Origin of the sequence: Myroides fluvii (assembly GCF_009792295.1) — a bacterium.
GTDB lineage: Bacteria > Bacteroidota > Bacteroidia > Flavobacteriales > Flavobacteriaceae > Flavobacterium > Flavobacterium fluvii_A.
The window spans coordinates 2293046-2317682 of the sequence record NZ_CP039934.1 but is presented as its reverse complement, the minus strand read 5'-3'; the positions used below and the strand labels follow the sequence as shown (position 1 = coordinate 2317682).

At 36.3% G+C, this 24637-nt stretch carries 21 protein-coding genes; 11 read left to right on the top strand and 10 right to left on the bottom strand.

All coding sequences use genetic code 11. The features are described from left to right. Positions 1–70: 70 nt before the first annotated feature. Positions 71–2266 carry an ATP-dependent DNA helicase RecQ gene (locus tag FBR08_RS10575; RefSeq protein ID WP_158962681.1) on the bottom strand — a complete coding sequence of 732 codons (2196 nt, stop codon included), beginning with the start codon at positions 2264–2266 and terminating at the stop codon, positions 71–73. A 90-nt stretch (positions 2267–2356) separates the two neighbouring features. Here FBR08_RS10575 and FBR08_RS10570 point away from each other — a divergent pair, with 90 nt between their 5' ends. From FBR08_RS10570 to FBR08_RS10545, 6 genes are all read left to right on the top strand, one after another. After that, complete coding sequence (locus tag FBR08_RS10570; protein ID WP_158962680.1) at positions 2357–3322, top strand: KpsF/GutQ family sugar-phosphate isomerase; 966 nt, start codon at positions 2357–2359, stop codon at positions 3320–3322. Between the two features lie 4 nt (positions 3323–3326). Further along, entirely contained in the window at positions 3327–4166 is an 840-nt protein-coding gene (gene tatC / locus FBR08_RS10565) for a twin-arginine translocase subunit TatC (protein ID WP_158962679.1), read from the top strand. Positions 4167–4168: 2 nt separating this feature from the next. Continuing rightward, positions 4169–4912, top strand: a complete 744-nt coding sequence (gene lptB / locus FBR08_RS10560) for an LPS export ABC transporter ATP-binding protein (RefSeq protein WP_158962678.1) — start codon at positions 4169–4171, stop codon at positions 4910–4912. A gap of 111 nt (positions 4913–5023) precedes the next feature. Further along, entirely contained in the window at positions 5024–5806 is a 783-nt protein-coding gene (locus FBR08_RS10555) for a polysaccharide biosynthesis/export family protein (protein WP_158962677.1), read from the top strand. 5 nt (positions 5807–5811) lie between these two features. Then, on the top strand, positions 5812–8235 hold the full coding sequence (locus FBR08_RS10550) for a GumC family protein (RefSeq protein WP_158962676.1): 2424 nt from the start codon (positions 5812–5814) through the stop codon (positions 8233–8235). A gap of 246 nt (positions 8236–8481) precedes the next feature. Further along, positions 8482–10701, top strand: coding sequence for an NADP-dependent isocitrate dehydrogenase (locus tag FBR08_RS10545; RefSeq protein ID WP_158962675.1), 2220 nt, complete (start codon positions 8482–8484; stop codon positions 10699–10701). Positions 10702–10797: 96 nt separating this feature from the next. Here FBR08_RS10545 and purB read toward each other — a convergent pair whose 3' ends face one another. From purB to FBR08_RS10515, 6 genes are all read right to left on the bottom strand, one after another. Then, positions 10798–12141 carry an adenylosuccinate lyase gene (purB, locus tag FBR08_RS10540; RefSeq protein ID WP_199268667.1) on the bottom strand — a complete coding sequence of 448 codons (1344 nt, stop codon included), beginning with the start codon at positions 12139–12141 and terminating at the stop codon, positions 10798–10800. Positions 12142–12296: 155 nt separating this feature from the next. Continuing rightward, on the bottom strand, positions 12297–13151 hold the full coding sequence (locus FBR08_RS10535) for a DUF2911 domain-containing protein (protein ID WP_158962673.1): 855 nt from the start codon (positions 13149–13151) through the stop codon (positions 12297–12299). A gap of 134 nt (positions 13152–13285) precedes the next feature. Continuing rightward, positions 13286–15268, bottom strand: coding sequence for a protein-disulfide reductase DsbD family protein (locus FBR08_RS10530; protein WP_158962672.1), 1983 nt, complete (start codon positions 15266–15268; stop codon positions 13286–13288). Further along, positions 15265–16587, bottom strand: a complete 1323-nt coding sequence (tilS, locus tag FBR08_RS10525; protein WP_158962671.1) for a tRNA lysidine(34) synthetase TilS — start codon at positions 16585–16587, stop codon at positions 15265–15267. The genes FBR08_RS10530 and tilS overlap by 4 nt, the downstream gene beginning before the upstream one ends. 161 nt (positions 16588–16748) lie before the next feature. Further along, entirely contained in the window at positions 16749–17792 is a 1044-nt protein-coding gene (locus FBR08_RS10520) for an RluA family pseudouridine synthase (RefSeq protein WP_158962670.1), read from the bottom strand. 12 nt (positions 17793–17804) lie between these two features. Beyond that, positions 17805–18398, bottom strand: a complete 594-nt coding sequence (locus tag FBR08_RS10515; protein ID WP_158962669.1) for a PASTA domain-containing protein — start codon at positions 18396–18398, stop codon at positions 17805–17807. Between the two features lie 114 nt (positions 18399–18512). On the opposite strand from FBR08_RS10515, the gene FBR08_RS10510 reads away from it, so the two are divergent. Together FBR08_RS10510 and coaD are read left to right on the top strand one after the other, a co-directional pair. Beyond that, a complete protein-coding gene (locus FBR08_RS10510) occupies positions 18513–19487 on the top strand; it encodes a D-alanine--D-alanine ligase (RefSeq protein ID WP_158962668.1) in 975 nt (324 codons plus the stop codon). A 13-nt stretch (positions 19488–19500) separates the two neighbouring features. Continuing rightward, a complete protein-coding gene (gene coaD, locus FBR08_RS10505; protein ID WP_158962667.1) occupies positions 19501–19953 on the top strand; it encodes a pantetheine-phosphate adenylyltransferase in 453 nt (150 codons plus the stop codon). 34 nt (positions 19954–19987) lie between these two features. On the opposite strand, the gene FBR08_RS10500 is transcribed toward coaD, so the two are convergent. After that, the gene (locus tag FBR08_RS10500; RefSeq protein ID WP_158962666.1) at positions 19988–20593 is read right to left on the bottom strand and encodes an NUDIX hydrolase; all 606 of its coding nucleotides are present in this window, start codon (positions 20591–20593) and stop codon (positions 19988–19990) included. A 7-nt stretch (positions 20594–20600) separates the two neighbouring features. On the opposite strand from FBR08_RS10500, the gene pyrE reads away from it, so the two are divergent. Together pyrE and FBR08_RS10490 are read left to right on the top strand one after the other, a co-directional pair. Further along, positions 20601–21242, top strand: a complete 642-nt coding sequence (gene pyrE, locus FBR08_RS10495) for an orotate phosphoribosyltransferase (RefSeq protein ID WP_158962665.1) — start codon at positions 20601–20603, stop codon at positions 21240–21242. Positions 21243–21258: 16 nt separating this feature from the next. Further along, positions 21259–21651: an SRPBCC family protein gene (locus FBR08_RS10490; RefSeq protein WP_158962664.1), complete on the top strand. Its 393-nt coding sequence runs from the start codon at positions 21259–21261 to the stop codon at positions 21649–21651. A 31-nt stretch (positions 21652–21682) separates the two neighbouring features. Here FBR08_RS10490 and FBR08_RS10485 read toward each other — a convergent pair whose 3' ends face one another. Next, complete coding sequence (locus tag FBR08_RS10485; protein WP_158962663.1) at positions 21683–22426, bottom strand: hypothetical protein; 744 nt, start codon at positions 22424–22426, stop codon at positions 21683–21685. 449 nt (positions 22427–22875) lie between these two features. Between FBR08_RS10485 and FBR08_RS10480 the strand changes: the two genes are divergently transcribed. Then, positions 22876–24267, top strand: a complete 1392-nt coding sequence (locus FBR08_RS10480) for an RtcB family protein (protein ID WP_158962662.1) — start codon at positions 22876–22878, stop codon at positions 24265–24267. A gap of 74 nt (positions 24268–24341) precedes the next feature. Here FBR08_RS10480 and FBR08_RS10475 read toward each other — a convergent pair whose 3' ends face one another. Further along, entirely contained in the window at positions 24342–24617 is a 276-nt protein-coding gene (locus FBR08_RS10475; protein WP_158962661.1) for an ATP-dependent Clp protease adaptor ClpS, read from the bottom strand. Positions 24618–24637: the final 20 nt, after the last annotated feature.

Genomic DNA, 24637 nt, shown 5'->3' with positions numbered 1-24637 from the left:
AAAATCCAGAGAAGTAATTTTCTCTGGATTTTTTTATTCTTGCCTTTATTTTTAAAAAAATAAAATTCTATTAATTCGCTTCCTTTGTAATAAACTGAATGCGCATCAATCGCAATTCTTCCGTATCATATTCTCCATCAAACTCCGCCATAGCTGTTTTGATATTATCTGATTCAGAATCCATGAAGTAATCGTAAATTTCTTCTTGTTGATCCTCGTCTAACACTTCATCTAGCCAATAATCGATGTTTAATTTTGTTCCAGAATAGACAATTTGCTCCATTTCTTTCAAAAGTGCATCCATATCTAATCCTTTTGCTTTTGCGATATCATCTAGGGACAATTTGCGATCCACACTTTGGATAATGTACAATTTTAAAGCCGAATTTGCTCCTGTTGATTTCACCACCAAATCATCTGGTCGGATAATATCATTTTCTTCGACATAACTTTGAATAAGGTCCACAAAATCCTTTCCGAATTTTTTAGCCTTCCCATCGCTTACACCGATAATATTAGCCATTTCCTCTAATGTGATTGGATATTTCAAACACATTTCCTCTAATGAGGGATCTTGAAACACAACAAATGGAGGCACCCCTGCTTTCTTTGCTACTTTTTTACGCAAATCTTTAAGCAAACTGATCAAGACCTGATCAATAATCACTTCAGCTCTAGGCAAATCACTTTCAACTACAGCATCTCCTTCTGCATATTCGTGATCTTCTGTCATCATAAACGAAACAGGATTCACAATAAAATGCTCCCCGAGTTCAGTCAACTTCAACACGCCATAAGATTCAATATCTTTCTTTAAATATCCCGCTACATTTGCCTGTCGAATCAAAGCCAACCAAAAGCGTTCATCTTGGTTTTTTCCCGATCCGAAAAAAGGTTGCTGATCTGTTTTATTTACTTTGAGTAACGCATTTAACTTCCCTAACAGTACAAATACTATTTCTTTTGTTTTGTATACTTGTTTTGTTTCCCCAATAATCTTCAACACCTTTTGGAGTTCGTCTTGCGCTTCGCTTTTCTTTTTCGGATTGCGAATATTGTCATCCATATCCGCACCATCACCATGCACTTCGTCAAATTCTTCTCCAAAATAATGCAATAAGAATTTGCGTCTTGACATGGACGTTTCAGCATAAGCGACTACTTCTTGTAACAACGCTATTCCGATTTCCTGTTCAGCAATCGGCTTTCCCGCCATAAATTTTTCAAGCTTCTCAATATCTTTATACGAATAGTAAGCCAAACAATACCCTTCTCCTCCATCTCTTCCTGCTCTACCTGTTTCTTGATAATAACTTTCTAGTGATTTTGGAATATCGTGATGAATAACATAACGTACATCGGGTTTGTCAATACCCATACCAAAAGCGATGGTTGCCACGACAACATCTACATCCTCCATGAGAAACATATCTTGGTGTTTGGCTCTTGTTTTGGCATCTAATCCTGCGTGATATGGAACGGCACTAATTCCATTCACTTGCAACACATTGGCAATTTCTTCTACTTTCTTTCTACTTAAACAATAAATCACACCTGACTTCCCTTTGCGTTGTTTGATAAAGCGAATAATATCACTTTCAATGTTTTTCGTTTTGGGTTTTACTTCATAATATAGATTGGGTCTATTAAATGAAGCTTTAAAAACATTGGCATTGGGGATTTCTAGGTTTTTCAAGATATCTTCTTGTACCTTTGGTGTGGCAGTAGCAGTTAGACCGATAATGGGAATATCTCCTAATTGTCGAATAATGTTTCTCAAATTTCGATATTCTGGTCTAAAATCATGTCCCCATTCAGAGATACAGTGTGCTTCATCAATGGCGACAAAAGACAACTCTACCTCTTGTAAAAAGCTCACATATTCTTCTTTAGTTAATGATTCTGGGGCTACATACAACAATTTTGTTACTCCTTGTTTAATATCTTCTTTTACCTGATTTACTTCCGTTTTGGTCAAAGAGGAATTTAAAACATGGGCAATTCCATGCTCTGTGGACAAACTGCGAATAGCGTCAACTTGATTCTTCATCAGAGCAATCAACGGAGAGACAACAATAGCTGTCCCGTCTAAAACCAATGCAGGTAATTGATAGCAAAGTGATTTACCACCACCTGTAGGCATAATCACAAATGTATTGTGCCCGGAGATAATACTTTTCACCACATCCTCTTGGAGACCTTTAAACTGGGAAAAGCCGAAAAATCTCTTTAACTCTTTGTGCAAGTCAATTTCAATTGATTTCATTATTTTTGTATGGTATTTTACATAAATTTGCAGTACCTAAAGATACAAATTTTCTTTGGTGCAATCCTAATATTTAACATTCTCGTCATTTTGAATACAGCTATAACTATATTAGACCGAGCAAAAAAAACTTTACTATCTGAAAGTGAAAGCATTAAAAAGCTCATTGATTACCTAACAGAAGACTTCTCGGAGGCCGTACAAGCCATTTTAAATTGCCAGGGACGTGTCGTAGTCACGGGGATTGGAAAGAGCGCTTTAATCGGAAGTAAAATTGTCGCTACATTCAACTCTACTGGAACTCCATCTCTATTTATGCATGCTGCAGAAGCAGTACACGGAGATTTGGGTTTACTTCAGCCTAACGACTGTGTCATTTGCATTTCAAACAGTGGAAATAGCCCTGAAATAAAAGTACTTACCCCTTTATTGAAGCGCTTTGGTAACACGCTTATTGCAATAACAGCAAATGAAACTTCCTTTTTGGGTAAAAATGCAGATTTTGTACTCTTATCCAAAGTGGATCGAGAAGCTGATCCAAACAATCTAGCTCCGATGGATAGTACTACAGCGCAGTTGGCTTTAGGGGATGCCTTAGCTGCCTGTTTGATTGAATGTCGAAATTTCACTGCGAATGACTTTGCTCTTTATCACCCTGGAGGAGCATTAGGAAAAAAACTACTTCTATTAGTTAAAGACATTTTAAATGGGCAAAACAAACCCATGGTATCTCCTACTTCTTCAATTAACGATGTAATCGTAGAAATCTCACAAAAAAGACTAGGTGTAACCGCCGTAATTGATAATAATACGTTAATTGGCATTATTACAGACGGAGATTTACGTAGAATGTTGCAAAATAATACTAGTTTTGAAAACATACTAGCGCAGGATATCATGAGTACAAACCCCAAAACAATAGAATCAGATCAATTGGTTTCACGTGCATTATCCGTGCTAGAAGACAATTCAATCACCCAATTAATTGTAACACAAGCAGGAGAATATCAAGGTATTATCCACTTACACGATATTTTAAAAGAAGGAATAGTATAACAAAATGGCAAAACAAAAAAACTCAGAAAAGGCAATGTCCTTTTTAGACCATTTAGAAGAACTAAGATGGCTGTTAATCCGCACCTCCGTATTTATTTTGGGAGGAGGAATTATTGCTTTCTTTTTCAGAGATTTTATATTCAATAAGATCATTTTCGGACCAAAAAACAGCGATTTCGTCACGTATCAATTCTTTTGTAAAATTGCGCAATACTTTGATTTTGACGATAGTTTTTGCCAACAAGAACTTCCCTTTGAAATACAAAACAGAACCATGGATGGACAATTTTCTGTGATGATGTGGACGTGTATTACAGCGGGCTTCATCATTTCAGTACCGTTTATCTTATGGGAAATCTGGAAATTTATTAGTCCAGCGCTCTATTCAAAAGAAAAAAAATACGCTAAGTTATTTATCGTTGTTTCCTCTTTCTTATTCTTCTTAGGGGTACTGTTCGGCTACTATGTAATTACACCTCTATCGGTTAACTTCTTAGTAAATCTACAAGTAAGTGACATTGTAAAAAACGACATTGACATTAATTCGTATATCGGGTTGGTTAAAACCACTTCTCTTGCTTGTGGACTAATTTTCGAACTGCCTATTATCATGTATTTCTTATCGGTTTTAGGGTTAGTAACCCCTCAATTTTTAAGAGAATACAGAAAATATGCGATTGTTTTAATTCTAATTTTAGCAGCGATTATCACTCCTCCGGACGTCATCAGTCAAATTATAGTATCGATTCCTTTATTGATTCTATATGAAATTAGTATTTATATCTCTAAATTTGTTCAAAAGAAACCTAAGACGGAAGTTTTGGCACCAAACAACAAGGACTAATTATGAAATTAAGAGCAGATAATATTGTCAAGATGTACAAGAAAAGAAAGGTTGTAAAAGGCGTTTCTGTCGAAGTAAATCAAGGAGAAATTGTGGGACTATTAGGTCCAAATGGGGCAGGAAAAACAACCTCATTTTACATGATTGTTGGCTTGGTAAAACCCAACTTTGGGCATATTTATTTGGATAATATGGACATCACCAATTTTCCAATGTACAAAAGAGGGCAACACGGAATTGGCTACTTAGCCCAAGAACCTTCCGTCTTTCGAAAATTGAGTATTGAAGACAATATCTTAAGTGTACTTCAACTAACCAAGCTTTCTAAACAAGAGCAAGTGGCTAAAATGGAGTCCCTAATTGCCGAATTCAACCTAGAACACATTCGCACAAACCGCGGGGATTTGTTATCAGGAGGGGAACGCAGAAGAACGGAAATAGCACGTGCATTGGCTACAGATCCAAAATTCATCTTACTAGATGAACCCTTTGCGGGTGTTGACCCCGTTGCAGTGGAGGACATTCAACGTATTGTTGCAAAATTGAAAAATAAAAACATTGGAATCTTAATAACGGATCACAACGTACAAGAAACCTTAGCAATTACAGACAAGACCTATTTGATGTTTGAAGGAGGGATCCTCAAAGCTGGAGTTCCGGAAGAACTCGCAGAAGACGAAATGGTTAGAAAGGTATATTTAGGTCAAAACTTCGAATTACGTAAAAAGAAATTAGACTTCGATTAACCCTAAAACACAAGTATTAATTTCAACTCGCTTTTACAGTAATTTGTAAAATATTGCTATTTTTACTTTTATTCAACTCAACAAAGTTCTACTTTTGCAAAAAAATTAACAATGAAATTAAGAAGCTCATTTGCTGTATTGCTCCTCTTAGCAGCTGTATTTTTCACGTCTTGTGCGTCCAGAAAGACAGTGATATACTATCAAAATGTGGATGATGTATTAGCGAAAAACAATACAGTCACCAACTTTGAAACTCATCTACAACCAGATGATTTACTGATGATTATAGTATCTGCTCAAGATCGAGAAGCCGCTGCTCCGTTCAATTTGGTCAACACCATGACTGCAAATCCCAACAATGCTGCGGGGACGGGTCAAATGCAACAACAATTATATTTAGTTGACAATAAAGGAAATATTGAATTTCCAGTTCTTGGGACAATTAAAATCAGTGGATTAACAAAAAAAGAAGCCATTGATTACCTAACAACTGAAATTAGCAAATATATCATTCGTCCGATCGTCAACATGAGAATTATGAATTTCAAAGTTACGGTTCAAGGAGAAGTTAATCGCCCAGGGATTCACACGGTTGTGAGTGAGCGTTTAACGCTGACAGATGCTATTGCACTTTCAGGAGATATGACCGTTTACGGAAAAAGAAACAATGTATTAGTCATTCGCGAAGTAGAGGGAAAACGCATTCCTTATCGCGTGGATATGACTAAGGCTGATTTTATTACGTCACCCTACTATTACTTAAACCAAAACGATATCGTATATGTCGAGCCAAACAAAACAAGAGTAAACTCTTCTGCTGTTGGTCCAAACCTAACGCTAGGTCTTTCGGCATTATCCTTATTAGTAACTATAATTGCGCTGTCAACTAAATAAAAGAAATGGAAGGAAAATTCGACAATAGTGAAAATACAAATATTAATATCCGAGAAGAATTAGAAAAATACATCATACACTGGAGATGGTTTGTGGTCAGTATTTTTTTAACTCTAGTTTTGGCTTTTATCTACCTTCGCTATACAGAAAAAACGTATAAGGTTAATACAACCATTATCGTAAAAGATGAAAAAAGAGGAGGTGGTATTTCTACAGAACTTTCAGCTTTTGCTGACTTAGGTATGTTATCTGGAGGGAAGAGTAATCTGGAAAACGAAACCCAAATTTTATCTTCTCGCACTTTAGCAGAGCGAACTGTACGTCGTTTACAGTTGAACATTTCTTATATTAATGAAGGTCGCGTCATCAACAGTGAGCTGTACAACAACAGTCCTATTGACTTCAACTTTATCGAACGCGTATTTGACTTTGACCAAATACGTTATACGTTTTATGTAAAGAACATCACAGACACTTCCTTTGTACTTTTAGACAAGCAGAAAAGTAGTTTGGGTACTTTTGAATACAATACGCCAATAGAAACCATTCTAGGGAAGTTAATTGTTACGAGAAACCAACCTAAACCTGTTTCTACCTTGAAAAAAGGAACAGAAAGTGAAACAGATACTAGCGAAGACATCGAAGATGTTAGCGATATTACAGTTGAGATTCAACCTATTGAAAAAGTAACAGATTACTTTGTCAAAAGTGTTCAAATCGCGCCTACGGATAAATTTTCTAGTATTCTAGATTTATCCTTATTAAGCCCTACTCCTGCAAAAGCTGTAGACTATTTAGACAATCTAATTACCTTATACAATGATGCTGCTATTGCGGACAAACGTTACATTTCAGAAAAGACCTCTGAATTTATTGACAGTCGCTTAAAGCTTATCACAGATGAATTAAGTGATGTTGAGAAAACTGTAGAAGGGTATAAATCAAAAAACAGCATTACGGATATTCCTACTGAATTAGGGTTATATCTTCAGAATGCCAATGTGTATGAAAAACAAATCATAGAAAATGAAACGGAATTTAAAGTCGTTTCTTCTGTGATTGAATTCTTAAAACGCAGCAAAGTCAATGAATTATTACCAGGAAATATCATTTCTTCGGATATAGGCTCAAATGCGTTAATTAATCAATACAACACTTTAGTTCTAGAACGCAATAAAATCAGTTCAAGTACAACAGATTTAAACCCTGCAGTAATCAAACTAGATGATCAAATTGCTTCCATGAAAGCATCTGTTTTAGAAAGTCTAATGCGTTTAGAAAGTTCTTTAAAAATCACTCAAAAAGAGCTAAACAATAAAGAAAATGAGTTACGCACTAAACTTGCTCAAGTTCCAAGACAAGAGCGAGAGTTTAGAATTATAGATAGACAACAGAAAGTAAAAGAAGCGATTTACTTGTATCTATTCCAAAAAAGAGAAGAAACAGCGATTACGTTAGCTGCAACAGATCTCAATGCAAAAGTAATCGATACAGCAAAAAGTTCCGATAAACCGGTATCTCCTAAAAAGGCGATTATCTTATTGGCTGCTTTAATTTTAGGGGGACTAATTCCGTTTGCTGTGATCTACTTGCGTTTACTTTTAGATACAAAAGTCAAGAATCGCTTGGATATTGAAAACAACACGGATGTTCCGTTTTTGGGTGATATTCCACATTCGGATGATCACGAAAATATTATCGACTTATCGAGTCGATCAAGTTCAGCTGAGGCTTTGCGTATTATTCGCACAAACTTAGAGTTCATGTTGGGCAACGTAAAAGAAGGAATGGCTAAAACGATTTTCCTTACTTCTACGTTTCCAAAAGAAGGGAAGACCTTTACCTCTGTAAACCTAGCTGCGACGATTGCACTTTCTGGAAAGCGTACGCTTTTGATTGGAATGGATTTGCGTAATCCTCGATTAGAAGATTACTTAACACTCCCTTCTAAAGGAGTTTCGGATTACCTTTTAAGAAAGAATATCGACATTGATCAATTCATCGTTAAGATTGATGGATACGAAAACTTCTTTGCACTACCAGCAGGAACAATTCCTCCAAATCCAGCAGAATTATTAATGGGTAATGCTATCCAGTCGATGTTTGCAAAATTAAAAACAGAATACGATTATATCATCGTAGATACAGCACCTGTAAGCTTAGTAACCGATACATTACTAGTGAGCAAATTTGCTGATACTTTCATCTATGTAACGCGTGCTAATTACTTAGATAAACGCATGTTAAAACTACCGACAGATTTACATCGAGAAGGCAAATTAAAAAACATGTCAATTGTATTAAATGACACAACTACCATGAAAGGGTATGGAGGCTATGGCTATGGCTATGGCTATGGTTACGGCTATGGAAATGATGTTTTAGAAGATAAGCGTCCTTGGTGGAAAAAACTTTTAAATTTAAAATAAGCAAATAAAAACGAAAGGCTGGCATAGAAATATGTCAGCCTTTTTTAGCAATATCTCGTTTTAAAACCGTCAAAAATAACAATAAAGCAATTTTACTTATACATATTATAAACTTAACAATTCTACTGTTATATCGCTGAAATAGCGCGTTTTTTTCAATGCTTATGCTTATATTTGCTTTATAATTTTACTTTTTAGATACAACACGTACAACAATTATATTGTTATCATTTAAATTGAACAAAAATGACACAAAATTCTAAAATCCTTTACACGTTTACAGACGAAGCTCCGATGTTAGCTACGTATTCATTCTTACCGATTGTTCAGGCTTTTGCTCAAACTGCAGGTATTGATGTAGAAACAAGAGATATTTCTTTAGCTGGACGTATTTTAGCAAATTTCCCGGAGTACTTAAAAGAAGAACAACGAATTGGCGATGCTTTAGCTGAATTGGGTGAATTAGCAAAAAGCCCAGAAGCTAATATTATTAAATTGCCTAATATTTCTGCTTCTATTCCTCAATTAAATGCTGCAATAAAAGAACTTCAAGCCAACGGATTTGCTGTTCCTAACTATCCTGCAGAACCAAAAAATGACGAAGAGAAAGAGATCAAGGCTAAATATGCTAAAATTTTAGGATCTGCTGTAAACCCGGTATTACGTGAAGGTAACTCTGACCGTAGAGCACCGAAAGCAGTAAAGAATTACGCTAAAAAGCATCCACATTCAATGGGAGCTTGGGCTGCAGACTCACAAACAAGCGTTGCATCAATGAACGATGGTGATTTTTACGGTTCTGAAAAATCAGTAACAGTTGGACAAAACGGTAAATTCAAAATTGAATTTGTTGGTACAGATGGTACTACAAAATTGTTGAAAGACTACGCTTCTTTGTTACAAGGAGAAGTAATTGACTCGACGGTATTAAACCTAAATAAATTAAAAGCCTTTGTTTCTGAATGTAAAGAAGAGGCAAAAGCGAAAAATATTTTATTCTCTACTCACTTAAAAGCTACGATGATGAAGGTTTCAGACCCTATCATTTTTGGAGCTGTAGTAGAAGGATACTTTACTGATGTTTATGCTAAATACGCAACAGTATTTGCTGAACTAGGTATTAGTCCAAACAATGGTTTAGGTGATTTATACGCTAAGATTGCAGGACATGCTTTAGAAGCTGAAATCAAAGCTGCCATTGATACTGCAATTGCACAAGGACCTGCAATTGCTATGGTAAACTCTGACAAAGGGATTACAAACTTACACGTTCCATCTGATGTGATCGTTGATGCTTCTATGCCAGCAATGATCCGTACTTCAGGTCAAATGTGGAACAAAGAAGGCAAACAACAAGATACCTTAGCTATTATTCCAGATCGTTGCTATGCGGGTGTATACGAAACTGTAATTGACGATTGTAAAGCGAATGGAGCATATAACCCTACAACAATGGGTTCTGTACCCAACGTTGGTTTAATGGCTCAAAAAGCAGAAGAGTACGGTTCTCACGATAAAACATTCCAAGCTGACGCTAAAGGAAGCATTCGCGTTTCTGACGAAAACAATACTGTGTTCTTTGAACAAGCAGTAGAGGCTGGCGATATCTTCAGAATGTGTCAAACGAAAGACGCTCCAATCCAAGACTGGGTTAAATTAGCAGTAAACCGCGCGCGTTTATCTGAAACACCTGCTATTTTTTGGTTGGATGAAAACAGAGCTCACGATAGAGAGTTAATCAAAAAAGTAAACGAATATTTAAAACAATACGATACAACTGGTTTAGATATCCGCATTTTAAGTCCAATAGAAGCAACTAAAGTTACGGTTGAGCGCATCCGTCAAGGATTAGATACAATTTCTGTAACAGGAAACGTATTGCGTGATTACTTAACTGATTTATTTCCTATCCTAGAAGTAGGTACATCAGCAAAAATGCTTTCTATCGTTCCGTTGATGAATGGTGGAGGATTATTCGAAACAGGTGCAGGAGGTTCTGCTCCAAAACACATCGAACAATTCATTGAAGAAGGATATTTACGTTGGGATTCACTAGGAGAATTCTTAGCTCTTGGTGCTTCTTTTGAGCACTTAAGCCAAACACAAAACAACGCTAAAGCATTAGTATTAGCTGAAACACTAGATGAAGCTACTGCTAAATTTTTAGACAACGATAAATCACCTGCTCGTAAAGTAGGTTCAATTGACAACCGTGGATCACATTTCTACTTAGCCATGTATTGGGCAGAAGCATTAGCTGCTCAATCGAAGGATGCAGCATTAAAAGCAAAATTCGCTCCTATTGCTAAAACGATGGCTGAAAACGAAGCTAAAATTAACGAAGAATTAATTGGTGCTCAAGGTAAGGCTCAAGAAATTGGTGGATATTACCAAACAAATGCAGCTGCTACTTCAAAAGCCATGCGTCCAAGTGTTACGTTAAACGCTATTGTTGATGCAATCTAATCAATAGCTTACCTATAAAAAAAAGACTGTCCAAAAAGACAGTCTTTTTTTATGCATACAAACAAAAAGGATCGTTTTTAGAACGATCCTTTTTGTTTATTTTACTCCTAAATAATTACTTGGTGTAATTTGTTTTAGTTCCATTTTTATTTCTTCGCCTACATTCAGCGTTTCAATAAAATTGTGAATTGATTCTTTATTAATCACCGTATTTGTACGCGTTAAATCTTTTAAAGCCTCGTACGGATTTGGGTAACCTTCTCTTCTCAAAATGGTTTGGATTGCTTCAGCTACTACAGCCCAATTGCGATCTAGGTCTTCAGCGAATTTATCCGCATTGAGTAAGAGCTTATTTAACCCTTTCAAGGTCGACTCAAAAGCAATGAGGGTATGTCCCATCGGAACGCCAATATTTCTCAATACCGTACTATCCGTTAAATCGCGTTGCAATCTCGACAAAGGCAATTTCGCAGCCAAATGCTCAAAAATTGCATTGGCAATTCCCAAATTTCCTTCAGAGTTTTCAAAATCGATTGGATTTACTTTATGGGGCATGGCAGAAGATCCAATCTCACCAGCCTTTATTTTTTGTTTGAAATAATCCATGGAAACATACGTCCAAATATCACGGTCTAAATCAATCAAAATCGTATTAATGCGTTTCAACGCGTCAAAGAAAGCTGCGAAATGGTCGTAATGTTCAATCTGCGTGGTTGGAAATGAATATTTCAGTCCTAAACTCAACTCAACAAAATCTTCTCCAAATTGCTTCCAATCATTAGTTGGATAAGCAACATGATGTGCATTAAAGTTTCCCGTTGCACCACCAAATTTTGCTGCGAATGGCACATTGTTCAACAAGCGCAATTGCTCTTCTAAACGTTGTACAAATACACCTATTTCTTTTCCTAAACGCGTCGGAGAAGCTGGTTGTCCGTGGGTTCTTGCCAACATAGGAACATCACTCCACTCTTGACTTAGTTCTTTCAATTTATTAACTACTGAAAGGAATAAAGGCATGTATACTTCGTGAAAAGCTTCTTTTGTCAACAGGGGAATAGAAGTATTATTGATATCTTGAGAAGTTAATCCAAAGTGAATAAATTCTTTATATGCTTCTAATCCCAAACGATCAAAAGCATCTTTGATAAAATACTCAACGGCTTTTACATCGTGATTGGTTACCTTTTCTTTTTCCTTAATCCAAAGCGCATTTTCAGCAGTAAAATCTTTGTATAATTTTCGTAACTCTGGAAATAAATTCGGAGATATTCCACTCAATTGCGGAAGATTATATTCACATAGCGCAATAAAATATTCTACCTCAACTAAAACTCTATATTTGATTAGAGCTTCTTCTGAGAAGTATTGGGCTAGTGATTGGGTTTTACTTCTATAACGCCCATCGATAGGCGATATAGCATTCAATTCTGTCAGCATCATTTAGATTGTGTTGTTAAGAGACAAAGATACTATTTTTTATGCGGTTTGCTTTTTCGCGTTTTTGTTTTTTTTGCATTTCGAAATCAGCTTTAAAGCCCCCTAGTCCTTTGTTTATTCAAGTTATACCTTATATTTCGCCATCCATTAGAAAACTAAATAGTTTTAGACCATTCTTTAATAGCGTCTTTATTCATTTTTACATAATCTAGATTATTTGCTTTTTCGGCTAAATCTAGCGCCATTTTTGCTGTGGCTACGGCTCCAACTTTATCTCCTGCTTTAGCTTGAATTTGAGATTTTAATCGCACAAAATAGTAGGGTACTTTCTCCCCTGATTTATCAATTGCGCTATTAATCCACAATAAAGCCTTGGACAAATCTTTTCCTGTTAAGTAGAAGTATTCCGCAGCAGCATAATAATCTACGATTTTAGGCCCATCAAATGTATCCGTAATGCTTTCCATTGCCAAATGATCCGTTGGCACTTTAAAGCGCACAGGAATTAAAGTACGCTCCCACATAATTTCCAAATCCGCATAGTCAATGTTTACGTTGTTAATTGCCATCGTAAACGTTTCAAATTTTCGATCGAGGTTTTGTACTTTTACTTTCGTAGACAAGGCGATTTTAGATTCTTCCCACTTATCTGGCAATCCCCAGTTATTGGTATCTTTGTAGAAGATTACCTCCCACTCTTCTACTTTGGGAATAGTAAAAATAGCATACGATCCTTTTTTCAGTATTTTTCCATCAATTTCAACATCATTGGCAAAAGTTACAACCGTATTCATATTGGCTCCCGTACGCCATAAACGTCCATAAGGCACTAAATCTCCGAAAACTAGACGTCCACGCATGTTAGGTCTAGAATAATCAATGTTAATATCAGTCAATCCCACCACTTGATGTACTTCTGATTTTGTGCTGGTTGGCGGTGTTTGTACTTGTGCATAGGTAGCGGATACAGCTAATGCAACCAAACTAGTAATAACAAACTTTTTCATCATATCTACTTGTATTAAAGGGGTTTGTTTTTTTGAGTTTTAAAGCTTACAATTTATCAATTAATCCGCGGATTTAGTCTTAAAATAAACAAAAAAAAAGCGACCGAAAATTCGGTCGCTTTTTTACTTATACTTTTTTATTTTCCTTTTTGAATCCCCTCTTCTAACCACGTTTTGTATTCCTCTACATCTGGTGTATAACCTACAGGTTCAGACAATCGCTGTCCCGCTGCATCTAATACGATATAGTATGGTTGTGCGTTAGCATGATAGTGTTTCATCTGGAAATCACTCCATTTATTTCCGATAGTCTTGATTTTTTTTCCTGTTGTTTCTGAAATATATTGCTCATTTTCAGGCAATTCTTTTTTATCATCCACATAAAGTGAGATCAATACAACTTCATTCTTTAACAACGACAAAATAGCAGGATCAGACCAAACATAATCTTCCATTTTACGACAATTCACACAAGCGAATCCGGTAAAATCAAGAAGAACTGGTTTATTGACTGATTTTGCGTAAGCCATTCCTTGTTCATAATCGGTAAAAGCGACGATGTCATGGGCGCCATATTTTGCTCCTTCAGGTAAAACGTCTGTTGTAGAAGTTCCTCCTGCTCCACCTTTACCTCCAACCCCGTACGGGCTTTCTGAATAGGTCATTGGAGGAGGGAATCCTGAGATAATTTTCAAAGGTGCTCCCCACAATCCTGGCACTAAATAAATAGTAAATGTCGTTACAAATAGGGCCATAAACAAACGTCCAACTGAGATACTGTCCATTGGACTATCGTGTGGCAATCGAATCTTACCAAACAAATACAAGGCCCAAGCTCCGAAAATGGTAATCCAAATTGCTAAAAAGACTTCTCTTTCTAACCAATGCGCTTGTAACACAAGATCTGCATTAGACAAGAACTTAAAGGCTAAGGCTAATTCCAAGAATCCTAAAGACACTTTTACGGTATTTAACCATCCACCCGAACGCGGCATTGAGTTTAGCCATCCTGGAAACATCGCAAACAACATAAATGGAAGCGCTAAGGCTAAAGAAAATCCTAGCATTCCTACAATTGGTGCAATTCCTCCTTTAGAAGCTGCTTCTACTAATAGAGTTCCCACGATAGGTCCCGTACAAGAGAATGATACAATAGCTAAGGCCAAAGCCATGAATAAGATTCCAATAATACCTCCTCTATCCGCTTGTGAATCTACTTTATTGGCCCATGAATTTGGCAACATAATTTCAAATGCCCCTAAGAAAGATGTTGCAAAAACAACTAATAATAGGAAGAAAATGATGTTAAAATACACATTAGTAGACAACGCATTTAATGAATCTGCTCCGAAAATTGCGGTTACAATCGTACCTAAAACTACGTAGATCAAGATAATAGACAAACCATAGATAATGGCATTTTTAATTCCTTTTGCGCGTGTTTTACTTTGCTTTGTAAAGAAACTCACTGTCATCGGAATCATCGGGAATACGCAAGGAGTCAACAAAGCGGCAAATCCAGAAAAGAATGCCAAGATAAAAATGGTAAACAACCCTCTTTTTTCTTCCGTCTTAGGTGTCGCTACAGCAGTATCAGCAGGCGTTTTTTCTTCTTTTACGGCTGCTTTACTTTCATAAGCTTCAAAGTTTTCAACTTCTGTTACTTGAAGTGTTTTTAGGTCGTACACAAACAAATTACTTTGACTGATACACACATCTAAACACACCTGATAACCTAACTCTACTTGAATATTTGGTGTAGCTGCATTTGTTAATTTTATTTCTTGCACCAATTGAACTGGACCTACAAAGTAAGTTTCATCCACCTCAAAAACATCATTATAAACGGTTTTGGTTTCACTCTCTTTGGCTGCACCAACGAGTTCGTAGTTTCCGTCTATATTGTTGTAAATAAATTCAGTTGGCAGTGGTCCTCCATCAGCAGTATACTGAGAGTACATATGCCATCCATCTTGAATAATACCATTCCATGTAATGGTGTATTCTGTATCGGATTTCTTTTCAATTTTCGTTGTCCATTTCGCAGGATTTTCCATCATCTGCGCTTGAACTGTGAAAATAGATATAAAGAAAAATAGCAAATAAGCTAATTTTTTCATACGGTTAATTTAATTTTTAAAACATTAGTAGTTGTATTTCTTACCTTAAATCGTTCATCCATTCGATTTCCAATAATCCACACAATGGTATCTCCTGAGCACAATAACCAAATATTTTCTTTTTCTATTTGCGTCATTTTCTCATCTTTCACATATTTGGAAATTCGCTTTGTTCCTTTCATACCAAAAGGCACAAAATAATCTCCTTTTTTGGGTTTTCGAATCAGCAGCGGAAACTGCAATTTATCTCGATCGAGATAGGCGCATAGCGGATCCGTGGTCAATTCAATTTTATTTCTGTCATAATTTGTTGTAGTTAAGTGTATTGGTTGTGTAATAGTTTGGTTCTCTTGTAAATAAACAGTATCCTCTGACTCCTCTACTATTTTGCTTTTCAATCGCAATAAAAGGTATCCCCTATCTTTGATTAAACAGTAGTGTTCTGCCAAGATTTTCTTTCCTGTTTCAGCCTTTTCTAATTCTGCTATATCATTCCATGCTTTAAACCCATACGGTTCTAACCATTTGTACAAATAAGCTTTAGGCAAAGACAATTCGCTTAATTCTTTTAAAGGAAACAACAAATCATCACCTTGCTTAAGAACAACTTTCTCAAACATCATTCGACTAGCATCTTCCCTCATTTGATGGGCTTCTTTCAAAAAACCAATGGTTTGTTGAAAAGTTTGATCAATTTGAGGATTTATTTCTTTAAAAACAGGCAAGATATTTTTTCTAATCTTATTTCGCAAATATTTTGTTTGCGCATTTGTATAATCTTCCCGCCAAACGATTTGATTAGCTTGTGCGTACTGTTCGATTTCCTCACGCGTAAACACTAACAATGGCCGCCGAATATAAGTTGTTTTTTCCGGGATTCCCAACAATCCTTCGAGGCCAGTTCCTCTTGAAAAATTGATAAAAAAAGTTTCCATCGAATCATCGAGGTGATGTGCAGTCAATAAATACGAATACGATTCTAGCTTTAAGATTTCCTCAAACCATTGGTAGCGCTGTTCTCTAGCAGCCACTTGGATGGAGACTTTATTTTCTACAGCATATCGCTGGGTATCAAATTCTTTGACAAAGAAAGGCAGTTTCAATTTCGCACTTAGTTCCGTAACGAATTGTTGATCCAGATTACTATCCTCCGCTCTCAAGTTAAAATTACAATGAGCTACAGCTACATGCAACCCTATTCGATGACATAAATGCAATAGAACAACGCTATCTACTCCTCCACTTACGGCTATCAAAAGAGGATATTGTGTTAATTCAGTAAAATTCGACTCAATGTGCTTTTTAAACTTATTTTCCATGGATTCCTTCAACCTATCTAGTACAATTGATTTGCAAATGTTAATCTTTATTAACAATTGTCTAGCAAACTTCAAAAATACCTTTTTTTTCGCTAAAAACCCTTACTTCCTCTTCATTTCTGCACATAAAAAAACCACAAATTTTACTTTGTGGTTCTATTTTATTCTAGTTCAAGAGAGGAATTTTGCGAATAAATTCTCCATTTTTCAATACAAGCGACCAGGTCCTGAGGTACTTCTGAATCAAAGCGCATGTACTCTTTGGTTACTGGATGTTCAAATCCCAAGGTTTTGGCGTGTAGGGCTTGTCTTGGAAGAAGTTGAAAACAATTTTCAATAAATTGTTTATACTTAGTAAATGTAGTTCCTTTAAGAATAAGGTTTCCTCCGTAGCGCTCATCATTAAACAAGGTATGGCCTATGTATTTCATATGCACTCGAATTTGATGAGTACGTCCTGTTTCTAAACGACAAGACACCAGAGTAACATACCCAAAGCGCTCCAGCACTTTATAATGCGTAACGGCCCATTTCCCTTTTTCTTCGTCATCAAAAGCGGCCATTTGCATGCGATCTTTCACGTGTCTTCCGATATAACTCTCTATCGTTCCTTGATCTTCCACTACATTTCCCCATACCAAAGCGACATACTCTCTTTCTGTTGTCTTCTCAGCAAACTGACGTTGTAATTCAGTCATAGCCCATTCTGTTTTAGCTACGACTAATAACCCACTCGTATCCTTATCAATACGATGTACTAATCCTGGGCGCTCACTGCTATTTAACGGTAAGTTGTCAAAGTGATAAGCCAGCGCATTGACCAAAGTTCCCGTATAATTACCATGTCCTGGATGAACAACCAAGCCGGGTTTTTTGTTGACAATTAATAAAGCATCGTCTTCGTAGACGATATTTAATGGAATATTCTCTGGAATTATGATATTCTCAAAGGGGGGCTGTTTCATTAAAACGCGAACAACGTCTGATGCTTTGACCTTGTGGTTGGATTTTACCGCCACATCATTGACAAAAATATTCCCGTTTGATGCCGCTTGTTGAATTTTATTGCGCGTTGCATTTTCAACCAAGTTCATCAAAAATTTATCTACACGTAAAGGCGCTTGTCCTTTACCTGCTTCGAATCTAAAATGCTCATATAATTCATCTTCTAAATCATCGAACACTTCATTTACATTTTCTTGCATAAATTACTTTTCTTATTCAATATCGGGTGCTACATCCAATTGTTCCGCTGAGAGTCCCGCTTTTCCATCTCCTAAAACGAAATCGATTTTAGAGTTTTTCACTACTAAATCTCCTTTTTTTAATTTTTTGCCATTTTGATAAACTTCCAAAACGACGTCTTTACCAATAAAAGTAGCATACGATTTCGTACCTTCTTTCAACCCCATTGAGGCAATTGTAGCACTTGCTTGTCTAAAAGTTAATTGCTCCAATTCTGGTAAAATAACCTTGCCATATCCAGCGGCATTAATCTTAACGTAGATTTTTCTATTTTCTTTCACGCTAGAACCTGGCATAGGATCTTGTTCTAACACCGTTAATGGAGGAAAATTCTTATTGTAATCTAGTGTATCCAAGACAATCATGCGCAATTCTTTTTGCTCTAATGTTTGCTCTGCTTGAAAGGTATCTAGCTTCAATAAATTTGGCACTTCGATGTGTTGCCCGTGATTTGTCGTTACTTTCAACCATTTCAATAGGCCTAATACACCAACGATAGAAATAACGACGGCTCCTGCTAGAGAAATTAAAAAGCTCTTACTTTTCAAAAATTGAACTAATTTCATAGGGTTAGATTTTTGACAAAGATATAAAATCGAAAAGATTTTTTGTTTCTGTGTTTTATTATAAATTTGTTTGAAACAATTCTTTTATAATTCTAACCTCAACATCCTAGGTATATGAAGCACGTAGCAATAATTATGGGGGGCTATTCTAGTGAATTTGAAATTTCACTAAAAAGTGGTCAAGTCGTATTTGAAACTTTAGATCGCACAAAGTACACGCCGTATAAAATTCATATTTTTCGCGATAAATGGGTATATGTAGACGAGAACAACGATGAATTTCCCGTAGATAAAAACGATTTTTCAGTTGTTTACAAGGGTCATAAACTACTATTTGACGTTGTTTTCAATGCCATTCACGGTACACCTGGAGAAGATGGTTTATTACAAGCTTATTTTGAATTAATCAACATGCCTCATACGTCTTGTCATTCCTATCAAGCGGCGTTGACAATGAATAAAAGAGATATGCTTTCTGTTTTAAAACCCTATGGCATTAAAACGGCTATTTCGTATTATTTGAATGAAGGAGATGACATCAATACAGAAGAAATTATCCAACGTGTTGGTTTACCTTGTTTTGTCAAGCCCAATCGTTCAGGATCGAGCTTTGGTATTTCAAAAGCCCATACAACAGAAGAATTAGTACGAGCCATTGACGTTGCTTACAAAGAGGACCATGAGATATTAATCGAGAGTTTCTTAAAAGGAACTGAAGTTTCTGTGGGGGTTATTAATTACAAAGGAGAAATTATCGTCTTGCCGATTACGGAAATTGTCAGCGAAAACGACTTTTTTGATTATGAAGCTAAATATTTAGGTAAATCGCAAGAAATAACTCCAGCGCGAATTGACGAGGCCATGAAAGCTAAAGTAGAAGACGTTGCAATTAAGATCTATCGCATTTTACAAATGGATGGATTTTCACGCAGTGAATTTATTCTTGTTGGAGATACGCCCTTTTTACTCGAGATGAATACTGTTCCTGGGTTAACCAGAGAAAGTATTTTACCTCAACAAGCGGCAGAGGCTAAAATTTCCTTGCCTGATTTGTTTGACAATGCAATAGTTTTAGCTTTGCAAAAATAAAGACTCCCAAACTATGAGAAGAGCTGTTTTTCCAGGGTCATTTGACCCGATTACAAATGGACATTATGATATCATCAAACGAGCCTTACCTCTTTTTGATGAGATTATCATTGCTATTGGTGTTAATGCTGATAAAAAATACATGTTCACCTTAGAAGAACGCAAAGTTTTTATTGAGAAAACCTTTGCCAACGAACCAAAAATAAAAGTAGAAACCTATCAAGGATTAACCACTGATTTTTGTCACCTAAGAGAAGCACAGTTTATTTTAAGAGGATTGAGAAATCCAGCAGATTTTGAATTTGAGAAGGCTATTGCACATACCAATCGATTCTTAACTAAAATTGAAACTGTATTTTTATTGACTGCTGCCAGCACTTCCTTTATCAGTTCGAGCATTGTTCGAGATGTCATTCGCAATAATGGAGATTACACCAAATTGGTACCTACACCAGTACGGATATAAATATAAAAAAGTCGCTCATGAGCGACTTTTTTATTTATTCATTAAGCAAACCTGCTTCTTCTACTAAAAGCTTAATATTCTCATAGGAATTCGACATCGCTTCTTTGATTTGTCGCTTGTCAAACCACACTACTTCTTCAATTCCTTCCTCGGTCTGTCCCATTAATTCGCCATCATAAGAGGTTGTCATTTCAAACCAACTCGTAATTTTCAATCGATACTTGCCATTTCGTTTAAACACGTGGTAAGTTTTCGGCAATTTTTTAACCACCTTTAATTGGCGTACTCCAGTTTCTTCCTCCACTTCTCTCACTGCAGTTTCCTCAATTTCTTCGTGTTTTTCAATTCCACCTTTAGGTAAATCCCATTTGCCATTGCGCTTTATAAAAAGTACCTTTCCTTCAGCATTATACACTACTCCACCCCCAGCTTTTTGCACTGGAATTTTTTCTTTTAGCCTTTTCATCATGGCTTTTTCGTCTGGATGATATAAAAATGCCTTATCAATTTTATTTTGAAAATATTTAATGATAATTTTGTCAATATCAACACTGTCTAACAAGAACAACTGAAAATCGGTTTCTTTCTCAATTTTATCAGTTAGAAACAACGGTTTATCGTTTACAAAAACTTTATACATTTGTATTATGATTTTTACTAAAGAAACAGCTCAACAAACTGCCGAATTACTTCTGCAAATTAACGCAATTAAATTAAATCCAAAAAATCCTTTTACATGGGCATCAGGATGGAAATCTCCAATTTATTGTGATAATCGTATTACGCTGTCTTATCCGGAGATAAGAAAGTACTTAAAAGAGGAATTCGCCAAACACATTGTGGAGAAATATGGCAAGCCTGAAGTAATTGCTGGTGTAGCAACAGGAGCAATTGGAATTGGTTTATTGGTGGCTGAGGCCTTGGAGTTGCCTTTCGTTTATGTTCGTCCTGAACCAAAAAAACACGGAAGACAAAATCAAATTGAAGGACAACTAGAGCCAGGAAAAAAGGTTGTTGTCATTGAAGATTTGATTAGTACAGGAAAAAGTAGCTTACAAGCTGTAGAAGCTTTAAAGGAGAATGGCGCGACTATTTTGGGTATGGCTGCTATTTTCACCTATGAATTTCAGGTATCAAAAGATAATTTTGCTCAAGCAGGCGTTGAATTGACAACCTTGAGTAATTATACTTCTTTATTGGAAAACGCAGTAAAACAAAACTACATTTCTGCTTCTGATTTAGAAACACTACAAGAATGGAGAGTTAATCCATCAGAATGGAATCAATAATTAAAGAAATAAAAGTATGCAATTAGAAAGTCCAAAAGTAAAAGTAGCGCAATCCGCTGAATATATATTTAACGCATTATCCGACGTAAAAAACTTCGAGAAATTAATGCCTGAATCAATCGCTAAATTTGAAGTAACAGGAGATGACTCTTTCATCTTTGCTTTAAAAGGGATGCCAGAGATTAAATTAAAGAAAAAAGAGGAAGTACCGCATTCTAAAATTGTTTTAGGTGCAGCTAGTGATAAGTTGCCGTTTACCTTAACGGGAAATATCGCAGCAATTGACGCCAACAATACGGAAATTCAACTTCACTTTGAAGGAAATTTCAACCCCATGATGGCGATGATGGTGAAAGGACCCATCGGAAAATTCATCGAAGCTTTAGCTGCAAATATGAATAAATTATAAAAAAAATGCTTGTCTTTCGACAAGCATTTTTTTATTTCAATTCTACTTTATATTCCAATATTTTTGGGTCGTTCATAACATCTGACATCTTGAATTCTTTGATAAAAGACTTTCCATCTTGCGAAATCGTAGCATCTTGATACGAAACAGTTTTTATAGGTTGTTCAAAATTTACTTTAATTCTATACGTAAACATTCCTGCCATTTGCCCAAGTTCACCCAAGCCTTTTTGCAAATCTTCTGATTTAACTGAAATGGTTCGGTGTAGCGTTTTCTTCTTAAAATCAAATTTAGAATTTTTCACAAATTCAGGAGTATCTAATTTCTTTGTTCCCGCTTCTCCTAATGCACTTAATTCCACTAGATTAATCAAAGACGCATTCAAGTCTGATGCATTTTTCGCTCTAATTTTTAATCCTACATTTCCGATAGAATCGTTCATCATTACACGTACGCGAAGGTTTTCCGTTTTCTTTAATAAATCGGGATTTGCCTTCAGGATACTATCTCTTTTTTGTTCTGGATTTTTACTTTCTAACAAACTGATATCCAACAGTTGTTCTACAGACAATTCTTCACCGTTAATCAAATCCAATGCCTTTTTTACGTCTTTAGACATACTATTTGAGTTGGGCATGGCTTGTAGCAATTCCGAAAAATCCATATCCATTGCATAAGTGATTGCTCCTTCTTTTTTTACCGTTACCTCTTCTGTTGTCACACACGATTGAAATAGAAAACCGAAGGCCATCACTAAACCAATTACTTTTTTCATAATCTATATTTTATTTACAAAAATAGACAAATCTATACAATCGCAATGATTTAACTCATCAATTCTCCCTTTGACACCATTCGACCTATTTCTCCTTATTTTTCTTCTAAAAAATAAAAATTCAATTTTCATTGTTTATATCAGAAAGTTTTTGCAAAATTTGCATTCAAATAAGTTTAACACATTAAAACGAAGAAAAAATGTTTGTACAAAATTCTACATCAGCATTGTTCACACCAGCACAGGTTGCTTGGGTGTATCTTCGTGGTACTTCACTCTAATAAAAAAACACTTTTATATATGAAAAGCCCGAAGATGTAAATTCGGGCTTTTTTTGTTTACTCCGGACCCTTTACAAAAACCCGAATTGACGTGTTGGCCAAACACCAACGATTTTTTAAGCCATGGCCTTTACAGCATGGCCATTATTGTCAATTAAACAACAGATCATGGGAAGGAAACTTTCAGGGAAAGACTTAATTCAATTGGGTTTTCCTCAAAACAATACCATCAATATTGCTTTAGGCACCATCAGTCGTTATAAGAAAAAAGAAAACAAAGACGCGGTGCTAAAAGAAGCAAAACAAGTGTTACAAAACCCCGAGGCCTATTTAGGCGATGGCATTTGGGGAAAAGTAGCCGAAAGTATGATTAAACAAGTAGAGGTCAAACGACATGCGTTGACCCATACAAGAGCGCCTTTCTCTATTTTTGGAGAAGATGCGATAGACGAACAAACCAAATATCAATTGTATACCGCTCTAAAATTACCCGTTGCAGTGGCAGGAGCTTTAATGCCCGATGCACATTATGGATATGGATTGCCTATAGGTGGGGTTTTAGCCACACACAATGCGGTAATTCCCTACGGAGTTGGAGTGGATATCGGATGTAGGATGAGTTTATCCGTCTTCAATTTACCCGCTAACTTCCTCAAGGGAAAAGACCATCAATTGTTGAATATTTTATCGAATCACACCAAATTTGGGATGTATGAAACCCATCAAAACAAGGCAGATCACGAAGTATTCTATCGCGATGAGTTTAAAAACATTCCCTTTGTAAAAGGGTTGTTAGACAAGGCGTATAAACAATTGGGAACTTCGGGAAGTGGAAATCACTTCGTCGAAATTGGCGTTGTACGTTTAACGGAAACCAAGCCCGAGTGGAAATTAATTCCCGGTGATTATCTTGCTGTCTTATCACACAGTGGATCCAGGGGGTTAGGAGCGAATATAGCCAAGCACTATACGTATTTAGCGACCAAGCAATGTCCCCTGCCGAGTAATGCGCAGCATTTAGCTTGGTTGGATCTCGATACACACGATGGACAAGAATATTGGTTGGCTATGAATTTAGCAGGGGATTATGCCAAGGCTTGTCACGATGACATTCACCGTCGAATTGCCAAGGCCTTGGGTAAACAGATTGCCTTTACCATTGAGAATCATCACAATTTTGCGTGGAAAGAGACTATCAATGGGGAAGATCTCGTTGTACACCGCAAAGGAGCAACCCCTGCTGCAGTAGGTCAATTGGGTATCATTCCTGGTTCGATGACCACCAATGGATTCATTGTGGAAGGTTTGGGAAATGAGGCAAGTTTAAATTCAGCCTCTCACGGAGCAGGTCGCTTGCATTCGAGAAATGTTTGCAAGAGTAAATTCACGAAGAGCGACATCAAAACGGCACTCAAAACGACAGGTGTTCAACTGATTGGCGGAAGCGTAGACGAAGCACCAATGGCGTATAAAGACATTAACGCCGTGATGCAAGCCCAAGAGGATCTCGTAAAAGTGTTAGGAACCTTTACGCCTAAATTTGTTCGAATGGATAAGTAAGAAGAGCGTGTATACATTACATCTTGAAAAAAAAACAACATTTAAATAAAAAAGGGAGCTATTTGCTCCCTTTTTTACTGTATTTCTGCACTTAACCCTGCGTCTAATAATTGCAGGCATTGTGGTTTTAGTTTTTTAAACTCACCCGTCTTCACCGTACACTTTCCTGTGTAATGCACTAAAACAGCACATTGTTCCGCTTGTTCTGCGGTATGATCGCATACTTTCACTAAGGTATCAATAACGTGATCAAAGGTATTTACATCATCATTGTACAAGATAATTTCACTTTGTCCGTTTAATAACTCTGATACATCAATTTTTTCTTCAACTATTTCCTTTGTACTCATACCAGTAAGATTTTAATATG

Bases quoted from the DNA above. Each gene is read 5' to 3' on its own strand.
- FBR08_RS10575 (WP_158962681.1), bottom strand. From the start codon at position 2,266: ATGAAATCAATTGAAATTGACTTGCACAAAGAGTTAAAGAGATTTTTC.
- tatC (WP_158962679.1), top strand. From the start codon at position 3,327: ATGGCAAAACAAAAAAACTCAGAAAAGGCAATGTCCTTTTTAGACCAT.
- lptB (WP_158962678.1), top strand. From the start codon at position 4,169: ATGAAATTAAGAGCAGATAATATTGTCAAGATGTACAAGAAAAGAAAG.
- FBR08_RS10555 (WP_158962677.1), top strand. From the start codon at position 5,024: ATGAAATTAAGAAGCTCATTTGCTGTATTGCTCCTCTTAGCAGCTGTA.
- FBR08_RS10550 (WP_158962676.1), top strand. From the start codon at position 5,812: ATGGAAGGAAAATTCGACAATAGTGAAAATACAAATATTAATATCCGA.
- FBR08_RS10545 (WP_158962675.1), top strand. From the start codon at position 8,482: ATGACACAAAATTCTAAAATCCTTTACACGTTTACAGACGAAGCTCCG.
- purB (WP_199268667.1), bottom strand. From the start codon at position 12,141: ATGCTGACAGAATTGAATGCTATATCGCCTATCGATGGGCGTTATAGA.
- FBR08_RS10535 (WP_158962673.1), bottom strand. From the start codon at position 13,151: ATGATGAAAAAGTTTGTTATTACTAGTTTGGTTGCATTAGCTGTATCC.
- FBR08_RS10530 (WP_158962672.1), bottom strand. From the start codon at position 15,268: ATGAAAAAATTAGCTTATTTGCTATTTTTCTTTATATCTATTTTCACA.
- tilS (WP_158962671.1), bottom strand. From the start codon at position 16,587: ATGGAAAATAAGTTTAAAAAGCACATTGAGTCGAATTTTACTGAATTA.
- FBR08_RS10520 (WP_158962670.1), bottom strand. From the start codon at position 17,792: ATGCAAGAAAATGTAAATGAAGTGTTCGATGATTTAGAAGATGAATTA.
- FBR08_RS10515 (WP_158962669.1), bottom strand. From the start codon at position 18,398: ATGAAATTAGTTCAATTTTTGAAAAGTAAGAGCTTTTTAATTTCTCTA.
- FBR08_RS10510 (WP_158962668.1), top strand. From the start codon at position 18,513: ATGAAGCACGTAGCAATAATTATGGGGGGCTATTCTAGTGAATTTGAA.
- coaD (WP_158962667.1), top strand. From the start codon at position 19,501: ATGAGAAGAGCTGTTTTTCCAGGGTCATTTGACCCGATTACAAATGGA.
- FBR08_RS10500 (WP_158962666.1), bottom strand. From the start codon at position 20,593: ATGTATAAAGTTTTTGTAAACGATAAACCGTTGTTTCTAACTGATAAA.
- pyrE (WP_158962665.1), top strand. From the start codon at position 20,601: ATGATTTTTACTAAAGAAACAGCTCAACAAACTGCCGAATTACTTCTG.
- FBR08_RS10490 (WP_158962664.1), top strand. From the start codon at position 21,259: ATGCAATTAGAAAGTCCAAAAGTAAAAGTAGCGCAATCCGCTGAATAT.
- FBR08_RS10485 (WP_158962663.1), bottom strand. From the start codon at position 22,426: ATGAAAAAAGTAATTGGTTTAGTGATGGCCTTCGGTTTTCTATTTCAA.
- FBR08_RS10480 (WP_158962662.1), top strand. From the start codon at position 22,876: ATGGGAAGGAAACTTTCAGGGAAAGACTTAATTCAATTGGGTTTTCCT.
- FBR08_RS10475 (WP_158962661.1), bottom strand. From the start codon at position 24,617: ATGAGTACAAAGGAAATAGTTGAAGAAAAAATTGATGTATCAGAGTTA.